Consider the following 11,868-nt stretch of genomic DNA (forward strand, 5'->3'; position numbering starts at 1 on the left):
GGGAACCGGCAGACGATCAGGAGATAGACGTGATCCAGCAGGAGTCGCGACTGCGTGTCGCCGACAACACTGGTGCGAAGGAGATCCTTTGCATCCGTGTGCTCGGTGGCTCCGGTCGCCGCTACGCGGGCATCGGTGACGTCATCGTCGCCACCGTCAAGGACGCGATCCCCGGTGGCAACGTGAAGAAGGGTGACGTCGTCAAGGCGGTCATCGTTCGCACCGTCAAGGAGCGCCGCCGCCCGGACGGCTCGTACATCCGCTTCGACGAGAACGCCGCTGTCATTCTGAAGAACGACGGCGACCCTCGCGGCACCCGCATCTTCGGCCCGGTCGGGCGTGAGCTGCGCGAGAAGAAGTTCATGAAGATCATCTCGCTGGCTCCGGAGGTGCTGTAAGCATGAAGATCAAGAAGGGCGACCTGGTCCAGGTCATCACCGGCAAGGACAAGGGCAAGCAGGGCAAGGTCATTGCCGCTTACCCGCGCGAGGAGCGCGTCCTGGTCGAGGGTGTCAACCGGGTCAAGAAGCACACCAAGGCCGGTCCGACCGCCAGCGGTTCCCAGGCCGGCGGCATCGTGACCACCGAGGCCCCGATCCACGTGTCCAACGTCCAGCTGGTCGTGGAGAAGGACGGCCAGAAGGTCGTCACGCGTGTCGGCTACCGCTTCGACGAAGAGGGCAACAAGATCCGCGTTGCCAAGCGGACGGGTGAGGACATCTGATGGCTACCACCACCACTCCGCGTCTGAAGACGAAGTACCGCGAGGAGATCGCGGGCAAGCTGCGTGACGAGTTCAAGTACGAGAACGTCATGCAGGTCCCGGGCCTCGTCAAGATCGTGGTCAACATGGGTGTGGGCGACGCCGCCCGCGACTCCAAGCTGATCGAGGGCGCCATCCGCGACCTCACCACGATCACCGGTCAGAAGCCGGCCGTCACCAAGGCCCGCAAGTCCATCGCGCAGTTCAAGCTGCGTGAGGGTCAGCCGATCGGTGCCCACGTCACGCTTCGTGGCGACCGCATGTGGGAGTTCCTGGACCGCACCCTGTCGCTCGCGCTGCCGCGCATCCGCGACTTCCGCGGTCTGTCCCCCAAGCAGTTCGACGGCCGTGGCAACTACACCTTCGGTCTCACGGAGCAGGTCATGTTCCACGAGATCGACCAGGACAAGATCGACCGTGTCCGGGGTATGGACATCACCGTGGTGACCACGGCGACCAACGACGAAGAGGGCCGTGCCCTTCTCCGTCACCTCGGCTTCCCGTTCAAGGAGGCGTGAGCGAGATGGCGAAGAAGGCTCTCATCGCGAAGGCTGCTCGCAAGCCCAAGTTCGGTGTGCGTGGCTACACCCGCTGCCAGCGCTGCGGTCGCCCCCACTCCGTGTACCGCAAGTTCGGCCTGTGCCGCGTGTGCCTTCGTGAGATGGCTCACCGTGGCGAGCTGCCGGGCGTGACCAAGAGCTCCTGGTAATCCCGACTTTTAGGGATTCCTGGACCTCTCGGTAAGCAACCGGGACGGCAGGGGCGCCTGCCCTCATGGCTTAGGCTAGGAGGGTTGGGCCTCTGCCGCCCTGAACGACTTACTACGCCGTAGGTCCCCGCGCCGCACCCGTCCCGTCCATGTACGGGGAGAGGGATGGCGCATATAGGAAACCCCGGCGAGAAAGGCCACAGGCCAATTCATGACCATGACTGATCCGATCGCAGACATGTTGACGCGTCTGCGGAACGCGAACTCGGCATACCACGACTCGGTGTCGATGCCGCACTCCAAGATCAAGTCTCACATCGCGGAGATCCTCCAGCAGGAGGGCTTCATCACGGGCTGGAAGGTCGAGGACGCCGAGGTCGGCAAGAACCTCGTCCTGGAGCTGAAGTTCGGCCCCAACCGTGAGCGCTCCATCGCGGGCATCAAGCGGATCTCCAAGCCCGGTCTCCGGGTGTACGCGAAGTCCACCAACCTGCCGAAGGTGCTCGGCGGCCTCGGCGTGGCGATCATCTCCACGTCGCACGGGCTCCTCACCGACAAGCAGGCCGGCAAGAAGGGCGTGGGTGGGGAAGTCCTCGCCTACGTCTGGTAGCAGAAGGGAACGGAGGAAACAGCTATGTCGCGCATCGGCAAGCTCCCCATCGCGGTTCCCGCCGGCGTGGACGTCACCATCGACGGCCGGACGGTCTCGGTCAAGGGCCCCAAGGGCTCGCTGACCCACACCGTCGCCGCGCCGATCGACATCGCTAAGGGCGAGGACGGCACCCTCCAGGTGACCCGCCCGAACGACGAGCGTCAGAGCAAGGCCCTGCACGGCCTCTCCCGCACGCTGGTGGCGAACATGATCACCGGCGTGACCCAGGGTTACGTGAAGAAGCTCGAAATCAGCGGTGTCGGTTACCGAGTGACCGCCAAGGGTTCGAACCTGGAGTTCGCTCTCGGTTACAGCCACCCGATCCTGGTCGAGGCCCCCGAGGGCATCACCTTCAAGGTGGAGACCCCGACCCGTTTCTCGGTCGAGGGCATCGACAAGCAGAAGGTCGGCGAGGTTGCGGCCAACATCCGCAAGCTGCGCAAGCCCGACCCGTACAAGGCCAAGGGCGTCAAGTACGAGGGCGAAGTCATCCGCCGCAAGGTCGGAAAGGCGGGTAAGTAAGCCATGGCATACGGGCAGAAGATCCTCAAGGGCGACGCCTACAAGCGCGCCGCGATCAAGCGCCGTCACATCCGGATCCGCAAGCGGATCTCCGGTACGGCGGAGCGTCCCCGTCTGGTCGTGACCCGCTCCAACCGCCACATCGTGGCGCAGGTGATCGACGACCTGAAGGGCCACACGCTGGCGTCGGCGTCCACCCTGGACGCGTCGATCCGTGGCGGCGAGACCGACAAGTCCGCGCAGGCCAAGCAGGTCGGCGCCCTGGTCGCCGAGCGTGCCAAGGCCGCCGGTGTCGAGGCTGTCGTGTTCGACCGTGGTGGCAACCAGTACGCCGGGCGCATCGCCGCCCTGGCGGACGCCGCCCGCGAAGCCGGGCTCAAGTTCTGAGCCGCTTGTAGCTAGCGGAAAGAGAGAGGTAATCCAATGGCTGGACCCCAGCGCCGCGGAAGCGGTGCCGGTGGCGGCGAGCGGCGGGACCGGAAGGGCCGTGACGGCGGCGCTGCTGCCGCCGAGAAGACCGCGTACGTCGAGCGCGTCGTCGCGATCAACCGCGTCGCCAAGGTTGTGAAGGGTGGTCGTCGCTTCAGCTTCACCGCGCTGGTCGTGGTGGGCGACGGTGACGGCACCGTGGGTGTCGGATACGGCAAGGCCAAGGAGGTGCCGGCCGCCATCGCCAAGGGCGTTGAGGAGGCCAAGAAGCACTTCTTCAAGGTCCCCCGGATCCAGGGCACCATCCCGCACCCCATCCAGGGTGAGAAGGCTGCCGGCGTCGTGCTGCTCAAGCCCGCGTCCCCGGGTACCGGTGTTATCGCCGGTGGTCCGGTGCGTGCCGTGCTGGAGTGCGCCGGTATCCACGACGTGCTGTCGAAGTCGCTCGGCTCCGACAACGCCATCAACATCGTGCACGCGACCGTGGAGGCCCTGAAGGGTCTGCAGCGTCCCGAGGAGATCGCGGCCCGCCGCGGTCTGCCGCTTGAGGACGTCGCCCCCGCGGCCCTGCTGCGTGCGCGTGCCGGGGCGGGTGCGTAATCATGGCGCAGCTCAAGATCACGCAGGTCAAGTCCTACATCGGCAGCAAGCAGAACCACCGTGACACCCTGCGGTCGCTTGGTCTCAAGGGGATCAACACCGTGGTCGTCAAGGAGGACCGCCCCGAGTTCCGCGGAATGGTGCACACCGTCCGCCACCTCGTGACGGTCGAGGAGGTCGACTGATCATGGCGGAGCAGAACCCGCTGAAGATCCACAACCTCCGTCCCGCCCCGGGCGCCAAGACCGCCAAGACCCGTGTGGGTCGTGGTGAGGCGTCGAAGGGTAAGACGGCCGGTCGTGGTACCAAGGGCACCAAGGCCCGCTACCAGGTTCCGGAGCGCTTCGAGGGCGGCCAGATGCCGCTGCACATGCGCCTCCCGAAGCTGAAGGGCTTCAAGAACCCGTTCAAGACCGAGTACCAGGTCGTGAACCTCGACAAGCTGGCCGCGCTGTACCCGGAGGGTGGCGAGGTCACCGTCGAGGGTCTCGTCGCCAAGGGTGCCGTTCGCAAGAACAGCCTCGTCAAGGTCCTCGGCCAGGGCGAGATCTCCGTGGCGCTCCAGGTGACGGTCGACGCCGTCTCCGGCTCCGCCAAGGAGAAGATCACCGCCGCCGGCGGCACGGTCACCGAGCTCGTCTGAGTCCTTCGGACGACTTCTCGATGACGTAAACGATCCCGACCGGGGATACCTCACAATGAGGTATCCCCGGTTGGTCGTTCCTAGGGGGGCAGTGTCGCCGGTAAGGTGGCCTGCACTGTTCTTTTTCGTATTCGTCGAACTCAGACCGTCACCCTTGACGCAGTTGCGCGGGGGTCGCAGGAGGCACCGTGCTCACCGCGTTCGCCCGGGCGTTCAGGACGCCCGACCTGCGCAAGAAGCTGCTCTTCACGCTGGGCATCATCGTGGTCTACCGGGTCGGTACCCACATCCCGATCCCCGGCGTGAACTACAAGGCAGTCCAGACCTGTGTGAACGAGGCCCAGGGCAACCAGGGCCTGTTCGGCCTCGTGAACATGTTCAGTGGTGGCGCGCTGCTGCAGATCACGGTCTTCGCGCTCGGCATCATGCCGTACATCACGGCCAGCATCATCCTTCAGCTGCTGACCGTGGTCATCCCGCGCCTGGAAGCCCTGAAGAAGGAGGGCCAGGCCGGCACGGCGAAGATCACGCAGTACACCCGCTACCTCACCGTGGCGCTCGCCATCCTCCAGGGCACCGGCCTGGTCGCCACCGCCCGCAGCGGCGCCCTCTTCAGCGGCTGCTCGGTCGCCACGAGCATCGTCCCGGACCAGGCGATCTTCACCACGATCACCATGGTCATCTGCATGACCGCGGGCACGGCCGTCGTGATGTGGCTCGGCGAGCTGGTCACCGACCGCGGCATCGGCAACGGCATGTCGATCCTGATGTTCATCTCGATCGCCGCGACCTTCCCGTCCGCGCTGTGGGCCATCAAGAAGCAGGGCACGCTGGCCGGCGGCTGGATCGAGTTCGGCACCGTCATCGCGGTGGGCCTGATCATGGTCGCGCTCGTCGTCTTCGTCGAGCAGGCCCAGCGCCGCATCCCGGTGCAGTACGCGAAGCGCATGATCGGACGCCGTTCCTACGGCGGCACGTCCACGTACATCCCGCTCAAGGTGAACCAGGCGGGTGTGATTCCCGTCATCTTCGCCTCCTCGCTGCTCTACATCCCGGCGCTCGTGGCGCAGTTCGCGGGAGGCAAGTCGGGCTGGAAGACCTGGGTCGAGCAGAACCTCACCAAGGGCGATCACCCGATTTACATCGCTTCGTACTTCTTGCTCATCGTCTTCTTCGCGTTCTTCTATGTGGCGATCTCCTTCAACCCCGAAGAAGTAGCCGACAACATGAAGAAGTATGGTGGCTTCATCCCGGGCATCCGGGCTGGCCGACCGACCGCTGAGTACCTGAGCTATGTGCTCAACCGGATCACCTGGCCGGGCTCGCTGTATCTGGGTCTGATCGCTCTCGTACCGACAGTGGCGTTGGTGGGCTTCGGGGCAAGCCAGAACTTCCCCTTCGGCGGGACCAGCATCCTCATCATCGTGGGTGTCGGCCTTGAGACGGTGAAGCAGATCGAGAGCCAGCTCCAGCAGCGCAATTACGAAGGGTTCCTCCGCTGATGCGTATCGTCCTCGTCGGGCCGCCGGGTGCCGGTAAGGGAACGCAGGCCGTCCGGCTCGCAGAGAAGCTGGGTGTCCCGCACATCTCCACGGGCGACCTGTTCCGGGCCAACATCAGTCGGCAGACGGAGCTGGGCAAGCTCGCGAAGTCCTACATGGACGCCGGCAACCTCGTGCCCGACGAGGTGACGATCGCGATGGCCAAGGACCGCATGGAGCAGCCGGACGCGGAGAACGGCTTCCTGCTGGACGGCTTCCCGCGCAACGTCTCGCAGGCGGAGGCGCTGGACGAGCTGCTGCGGACCGAGGGCATCACGCTGGACGCCGTGCTGGACCTGGAGGTCCCCGAGGACGAGGTCGTCAAGCGCATCGCCGGCCGGCGCATCTGCCGGAACGACTCCTCCCACGTCTTCCACGTGACGTACAGCCCGCCGAAGCAGGAGGGCGTCTGCGACGTCTGCGGTGGCGAGCTGTACCAGCGCGACGACGACTCCGAGGAGACCGTCCGCAAGCGGCTGGAGGTCTACCACACGCAGACCGAGCCGATCATCGACTACTACAAGGCGCAGGGCCTGGTCGTGACGATCTCCTCCCTGGGCCCGGTGGACGAGATCACGCGGCGGGCGCTGGAGGCGCTCAAGCGCGAGAAGGCCGAGAAGTAGCTCCCGGCCCTACCGGCCGCGGTGCCCTGCCGAGGGCGCCGCGGCCGTACTGTTGTACAGGTACCCAGTCGATGTGAGTGACGGAGAGCGCAGGCCCCCCATGGTGCAGATCAAGACCCCCGAGCAGATCGCGAAGATGCGGGCGGCGGGCCTGGTCGTAGCCGCCATCCACGCGGCCACGCGCGAGGCCGCGGTGCCGGGCGCCACCACCAAGGACCTGGACGAGGTGGCCCGCAAGGTGCTCGCCGAGCACGGCGCCAAGTCGAACTTCCTGGGCTACGGGGGCTTCCCCGCGACCATCTGCACCTCCGTGAACGACGTGGTCGTCCACGGCATCCCCTCCGACGACGTCGTCCTCAAGGACGGCGACATCATCTCCATCGACTGCGGCGCGATCGTCGACGGCTGGCACGGCGACGCGGCCTACACCGCGTTCGTGGGCTCCGGTCACGCCCCGGAGCTGCTCGAGCTGTCCCGGGTGACGGAAGAGTCGATGTGGGCCGGTATCGCGGCCATGAAGCAGGGTAACCGCCTGGTCGACATCTCCCGGGCGATCGAGACGTACATCCGCCGCCAGCCCAAGCCGGGCGGCGGCCGGTACGGGATCATCGAGGACTACGGCGGCCACGGCATCGGCACCGAGATGCACATGGACCCGCACCTGCTGAACTACGTCGACCGCCGGCGCGGCAAGGGCCCCAAGCTGGTCCCGGGCTTCTGCCTCGCGATCGAGCCGATGGTGTCGCTGGGCACTCCGCGCACCGAGGTCCTGTCGGACGACTGGACGGTCATCACCACCGACGGCACCTGGTCCTCCCACTGGGAGCACTCCATCGCGCTGACGGAGCAGGGCCCGCTGGTCCTCACCGCCCCCGACGGAGGCAAGGCCAAGCTGGCCGAGTACGGCATCACGGCCGCTCCCGACCCGCTCGCATAGGGATCACCCCCATGGGGCAGACTTCATCGATTCGCCTTTCCGGGTGCGCCGACGTAGACTGACTCGTCGGCTCTCGTGCACCCGCATGTCCGCATGCTCCCGCAAGGGAATCCCAGGGATCGCCTGAGAGTCGATCAAGGTAGTCGATTCGAAGGGCGAAGCGTGGCCAAGAAGCAAGGTGCCATCGAGATCGAGGGCACTGTCGTCGAGTCTCTGCCGAACGCCATGTTCAAGGTCGAGCTCCAGAACGGCCACCAGGTCCTGGCACACATCAGCGGCAAGATGCGTATGCACTACATCCGCATCCTCCCTGACGACCGGGTCGTGGTGGAGCTGTCTCCGTACGACCTGACGCGTGGCCGGATCGTCTACCGGTACAAGTAGATCTTGCCCGCGCCCCGGGCCCGCCCGGTGCGATGGCACTGACCCGGAGAACCTCACCCCATGAAGGTCAAGCCGAGCGTCAAGAAGATCTGCGACAAGTGCAGGGTGATCCGCCGTCACGGCCGGGTCATGGTCATCTGCGAGAACCCGCGCCACAAGCAGCGCCAGGGCTGACGCACGACCATCACCCTCTGCACCTCTATCGCAGAGTTTTCGCGCGACGCGAGCTGAATATGTTCATACGCAGAGCCCGAGCCACCCAGCTCGACACCCCCGGTTCGGAGGCCGGGGACCCGGTTCGTACCTAGTACGGCGGCCGGGAGCCGGTTCTGCGGAAGACCTCCGAAGATTCACCAGGAGCCATTGAATGGCACGCGTTTCCGGTGTCGACATCCCGCGCGACAAGCGCGTGGAGATCGCCCTCACCTACGTGTTCGGCATCGGCCGGACCCTCTCGAAGGAGACGCTGGCTGCGACCGGCGTCGACCCGAACACCCGCGTTCGTGACCTGTCCGAAGAGCAGCTGGTCGCGATCCGCGAGTACGTCGACAACAACATCAAGACCGAGGGTGACCTCCGTCGCGAGATCCAGGCCGACATCCGCCGCAAGGTCGAGATCGGCACCTACCAGGGTCTCCGTCACCGTCGCGGTCTGCCCGTCCGCGGTCAGCGCACCAGCACCAACGCCCGCACCCGCAAGGGCCCGCGTCGCGCCATCGCCGGCAAGAAGAAGCCGGGCAAGAAGTAGTCCGCAGCGGACACCTGTCCACGGTCTTCGCTGTAGGACCGACCACCTCCCTCTAGGAGTTTGTAGATGCCCCCCAAGGGACGTCAGGGCGCTGCCAAGAAGGTGCGCCGCAAGGAAAAGAAGAACGTCGCTCACGGCCACGCGCACATCAAGAGCACGTTCAACAACACGATCGTGTCGATCACGGACCCGTCCGGCAACGTGATCTCCTGGGCCTCCGCCGGCCACGTCGGCTTCAAGGGCTCCCGGAAGTCCACGCCGTTCGCCGCGCAGATGGCCGCCGAGTCGGCTGCCCGCCGCGCCCAGGAGCACGGCATGCGCAAGGTCGACGTGTTCGTCAAGGGCCCGGGTTCCGGTCGTGAGACCGCGATCCGCTCCCTCCAGGCCACGGGTCTTGAGGTCGGCTCCATCCAGGACGTCACCCCGACCCCGCACAACGGCTGCCGTCCGCCGAAGCGTCGCCGCGTCTGACGCTTCCCAGGTCGCTGGTCGCGGGCGGCACGGCTCTTTCGGGTCGTGCCGCCCGTACCCTTGCAGTACCCGCGCTTTTCCGGGCGCGGTTTCCGTCGGACGTCAAATAGCGGGCGTCCACGAAAGAAGGATCTGATCCACACATGCTGATCGCTCAGCGTCCCTCGTTGACCGAAGAGGTCGTCGACGAGTTCCGCTCCCGGTTCGTGATCGAGCCGCTGGAGCCGGGCTTCGGCTACACCCTCGGCAACTCCCTCCGCCGTACCCTCCTCTCCTCGATCCCGGGTGCCGCCGTCACCTCGATCCGGATCGACGGCGTGCTGCACGAGTTCACCACCGTGCCGGGCGTCAAGGAGGACGTCACCGACCTGATCCTCAACATCAAGCAGCTGGTCGTCTCCTCGGAGCACGACGAGCCGGTCGTGATGTACCTGCGCAAGCAGGGCCCGGGTCTGGTCACCGCCGCCGACATCGCGCCCCCGGCCGGTGTCGAGGTGCACAACCCCGACCTGGTCCTCGCCACGCTCAACGGCAAGGGCAAGCTGGAGATGGAGCTGACGGTCGAGCGTGGCCGCGGTTACGTCTCCGCCGTGCAGAACAAGCAGGTGGGCCAGGAGATCGGCCGTATCCCGGTCGACTCGATCTACTCGCCGGTTCTGAAGGTCACGTACAAGGTCGAGGCCACGCGTGTCGAGCAGCGCACCGACTTCGACAAGCTGATCGTCGACGTCGAGACCAAGCAGGCGATGCGTCCCCGTGACGCCATGGCCTCCGCCGGCAAGACGCTGGTCGAGCTGTTCGGTCTCGCGCGCGAGCTGAACATCGACGCCGAGGGCATCGACATGGGTCCGTCCCCGACGGACGCCGCGCTCGCCGCCGACCTGGCGCTGCCGATCGAGGAGCTGGAGCTCACCGTTCGGTCGTACAACTGCCTCAAGCGTGAGGGCATCCACTCCGTGGGTGAGCTGGTCGCGCGCTCCGAGGCCGACCTCCTGGACATCCGCAACTTCGGTGCGAAGTCCATCGACGAGGTCAAGGCGAAGCTGGCCGGCATGGGCCTGGCCCTCAAGGACAGCCCGCCCGGATTCGACCCGACCGCTGCCGCGGACGCGTTCGGTGCCGATGACGACGCGGACGCCGGGTTCGTGGAGACCGAGCAGTACTGAGCTCGGGCCCGCCGGACCGTTTTCGGCTGCCGGCCCGCTGTGGCTGGTCGCGCAGTTCCCCGCGCCCCTTTCGGGCGCGGGGTCTCCGACAGGCGACCGCCTGCTCGGATACTGACCCCGGTACCTGACACGGCCGGGGCAGACACACAGGAGAAAGAACATGCCGAAGCCCACCAAGGGTGCCCGTCTGGGCGGCAGCGCCGCGCACGAGAAGCTCCTCCTCGCGAACCTGGCGAAGAGCCTCTTCGAGCACGGCCGCATCACCACCACCGAGGCGAAGGCGCGCCGCCTGCGCCCGTACGCCGAGCGTCTGATCACCAAGGCGAAGAAGGGTGACCTTCACAACCGCCGTCAGGTGCTCCAGGTCATCACGGACAAGGGCATCGTCCACACGCTCTTCACCGAGATCGGCCCGCGGTACGAGAACCGTCCCGGTGGCTACACCCGCATCACCAAGATCGGTAACCGCCGTGGCGACAACGCGCCCATGGCCGTCATCGAGCTGGTCGAGGCGCTGACGGTTGCCCAGCAGGCGACCGGTGAGGCCGAGGCCGCCACCAAGCGTGCGGTCAAGGAGGCCGAGGAGGCCAAGGCCGAGGAGACCACGGTCGAGGAGACCGAGGCCCCCGCCGAGGAGTCCAAGGACGCCTGAGGCTCTGCCTGACGCGGGAAGCGGGTCCGCCCTTCGGGGCGGGCCCGCTTTCGCGTACTTGAGAGGATCTGTACGTGAGTGACGAAGTACAGCCCGGCCATGTCCGTCTCCGTCTCGACCTGTCGTACGACGGCACCGGCTTCCACGGCTGGGCGAAACAGGCCGGTGGCAGGCGGACCGTGCAGGGGGAGATCGAGGACGCCCTGCGGACGGTGACCCGGTCCCGGGAGACCTATGAGCTGACGGTCGCCGGGCGGACCGACGCCGGGGTGCACGCGCGCGGGCAGGTGGCGCACGTGGACCTGCCCGAGGGTGTCTGGCGTGAGCATCACGAGAAGCTGCTCAAGCGGCTCGCCGGCCGGCTGCCGAAGGACGTGCGGGTGTGGGCGCTCAGGGAGGCGCCGAGCGGTTTCAACGCGCGGTTCTCGGCCGTGTGGCGGAGGTACGCGTACCGGGTGACCGACAACCCGGGCGGTGTGGACCCGCTGCTGCGCAGCCATGTGCTGTGGCACGACTGGCCGCTCGACGTGGACGCCATGAACGAGGCCGCCCGTGCGCTGCTCGGGGAGCACGACTTCGCCGCCTACTGCAAGAAGCGGGAAGGGGCGACCACGATCCGCACGCTCCAGGAGCTGAGCCTGGTCCGGGGGGAGGACGGGATCATCACCGCCACCGTGCGCGCGGACGCCTTCTGCCACAACATGGTGCGGTCGCTGATCGGCGCGCTGCTGTTCGTGGGGGACGGGCACCGGGGGCCGGAGTGGCCCGGGAAGGTGCTGGCCGCCCGGGTGCGGGACTCCGCCGTGCATGTCGTACGGCCGCACGGGCTGACGCTGGAGGAGGTCGGCTATCCGGCCGACGAACTGCTGGCGGCCCGGAGCAAGGAGGCGCGGAACAAGCGGACGCTTCCCGGAGTGTCAGGCTGCGAAACCTGTTAGTTACGTTGCATTTCGCTGAGCTTATGCCACATGTCTGGACTTAACGGACGTAACCCTTCTTGGCAGCCCTTACGCGTTCCATACCTCTCG

At 66.6% G+C, this 11,868-nt stretch carries 20 protein-coding genes; all 20 read left to right on the plus strand.

Translation table 11 applies throughout. The annotated features are described in order from the left end of the window. The first annotated feature begins 29 nt into the window (after nt 1–29). The 20 genes from rplN (at nt 30) to truA (ending at nt 11,778) form a co-directional block, all read left to right on the plus strand. Entirely contained in the window at nt 30–398 is a 369-nt protein-coding gene (gene rplN, locus IE273_RS19475) for a 50S ribosomal protein L14 (RefSeq protein ID WP_003998823.1), read from the plus strand. 2 nt (nt 399–400) lie between these two features. Continuing rightward, complete coding sequence (gene rplX, locus IE273_RS19480; protein WP_014674376.1) at nt 401–724, plus strand: 50S ribosomal protein L24; 324 nt, start codon at nt 401–403, stop codon at nt 722–724. Then, nucleotides 724–1,281 (plus strand): 50S ribosomal protein L5, encoded by a 558-nt coding sequence (rplE, locus tag IE273_RS19485; RefSeq protein ID WP_014674377.1) that lies wholly within the window; start codon nt 724–726, stop codon nt 1,279–1,281. Before rplX ends, rplE begins: the two co-directional genes overlap by 1 nt. A gap of 5 nt (nt 1,282–1,286) precedes the next feature. Then, nucleotides 1,287–1,472 carry a type Z 30S ribosomal protein S14 gene (locus tag IE273_RS19490; protein WP_003948630.1) on the plus strand — a complete coding sequence of 62 codons (186 nt, stop codon included), beginning with the start codon at nt 1,287–1,289 and terminating at the stop codon, nt 1,470–1,472. Between the two features lie 211 nt (nt 1,473–1,683). Beyond that, the gene (gene rpsH, locus IE273_RS19495; RefSeq protein ID WP_014674378.1) at nt 1,684–2,082 is read left to right on the plus strand and encodes a 30S ribosomal protein S8; all 399 of its coding nucleotides are present in this window, start codon (nt 1,684–1,686) and stop codon (nt 2,080–2,082) included. Nucleotides 2,083–2,106: 24 nt separating this feature from the next. Further along, nucleotides 2,107–2,646: a 50S ribosomal protein L6 gene (gene rplF / locus IE273_RS19500; protein WP_014674379.1), complete on the plus strand. Its 540-nt coding sequence runs from the start codon at nt 2,107–2,109 to the stop codon at nt 2,644–2,646. Nucleotides 2,647–2,649: 3 nt separating this feature from the next. Further along, nucleotides 2,650–3,033 (plus strand): 50S ribosomal protein L18, encoded by a 384-nt coding sequence (gene rplR / locus IE273_RS19505; RefSeq protein WP_058081557.1) that lies wholly within the window; start codon nt 2,650–2,652, stop codon nt 3,031–3,033. A 36-nt stretch (nt 3,034–3,069) separates the two neighbouring features. Next, a complete protein-coding gene (rpsE, locus tag IE273_RS19510; protein WP_019753099.1) occupies nt 3,070–3,675 on the plus strand; it encodes a 30S ribosomal protein S5 in 606 nt (201 codons plus the stop codon). 2 nt (nt 3,676–3,677) lie between these two features. Then, complete coding sequence (gene rpmD, locus IE273_RS19515) at nt 3,678–3,860, plus strand: 50S ribosomal protein L30 (protein ID WP_003998814.1); 183 nt, start codon at nt 3,678–3,680, stop codon at nt 3,858–3,860. Nucleotides 3,861–3,862: 2 nt separating this feature from the next. Then, a complete protein-coding gene (gene rplO, locus IE273_RS19520) occupies nt 3,863–4,318 on the plus strand; it encodes a 50S ribosomal protein L15 (RefSeq protein ID WP_014674382.1) in 456 nt (151 codons plus the stop codon). 188 nt (nt 4,319–4,506) lie between these two features. Then, nucleotides 4,507–5,820 (plus strand): preprotein translocase subunit SecY, encoded by a 1,314-nt coding sequence (secY, locus tag IE273_RS19525; RefSeq protein WP_189816459.1) that lies wholly within the window; start codon nt 4,507–4,509, stop codon nt 5,818–5,820. Further along, complete coding sequence (locus tag IE273_RS19530; protein WP_014674384.1) at nt 5,820–6,482, plus strand: adenylate kinase; 663 nt, start codon at nt 5,820–5,822, stop codon at nt 6,480–6,482. Before secY ends, IE273_RS19530 begins: the two co-directional genes overlap by 1 nt. Nucleotides 6,483–6,582: 100 nt before the next feature. Then, a complete protein-coding gene (map, locus tag IE273_RS19535) occupies nt 6,583–7,419 on the plus strand; it encodes a type I methionyl aminopeptidase (RefSeq protein ID WP_189816549.1) in 837 nt (278 codons plus the stop codon). A gap of 162 nt (nt 7,420–7,581) precedes the next feature. Next, a complete protein-coding gene (gene infA, locus IE273_RS19540) occupies nt 7,582–7,803 on the plus strand; it encodes a translation initiation factor IF-1 (RefSeq protein ID WP_003948620.1) in 222 nt (73 codons plus the stop codon). Between the two features lie 60 nt (nt 7,804–7,863). Then, entirely contained in the window at nt 7,864–7,977 is a 114-nt protein-coding gene (gene rpmJ, locus IE273_RS19545; protein WP_003998809.1) for a 50S ribosomal protein L36, read from the plus strand. Nucleotides 7,978–8,170: 193 nt separating this feature from the next. Continuing rightward, nucleotides 8,171–8,551: a 30S ribosomal protein S13 gene (rpsM, locus tag IE273_RS19550; protein WP_014674386.1), complete on the plus strand. Its 381-nt coding sequence runs from the start codon at nt 8,171–8,173 to the stop codon at nt 8,549–8,551. 66 nt (nt 8,552–8,617) lie between these two features. Then, nucleotides 8,618–9,022, plus strand: coding sequence for a 30S ribosomal protein S11 (gene rpsK, locus IE273_RS19555; RefSeq protein WP_003956432.1), 405 nt, complete (start codon nt 8,618–8,620; stop codon nt 9,020–9,022). A gap of 143 nt (nt 9,023–9,165) precedes the next feature. Further along, on the plus strand, nt 9,166–10,188 hold the full coding sequence (locus IE273_RS19560; protein WP_003966937.1) for a DNA-directed RNA polymerase subunit alpha: 1,023 nt from the start codon (nt 9,166–9,168) through the stop codon (nt 10,186–10,188). A gap of 160 nt (nt 10,189–10,348) precedes the next feature. After that, a complete protein-coding gene (gene rplQ / locus IE273_RS19565; protein ID WP_189816460.1) occupies nt 10,349–10,840 on the plus strand; it encodes a 50S ribosomal protein L17 in 492 nt (163 codons plus the stop codon). Nucleotides 10,841–10,914: 74 nt separating this feature from the next. Continuing rightward, nucleotides 10,915–11,778 (plus strand): tRNA pseudouridine(38-40) synthase TruA, encoded by an 864-nt coding sequence (gene truA / locus IE273_RS19570; protein ID WP_189816461.1) that lies wholly within the window; start codon nt 10,915–10,917, stop codon nt 11,776–11,778. Nucleotides 11,779–11,868 lie beyond the last annotated feature (90 nt).

This window comes from Streptomyces olivaceoviridis (genome assembly GCF_014650115.1).
In the GTDB taxonomy this organism is placed as follows: domain Bacteria; phylum Actinomycetota; class Actinomycetes; order Streptomycetales; family Streptomycetaceae; genus Streptomyces; species Streptomyces olivaceoviridis.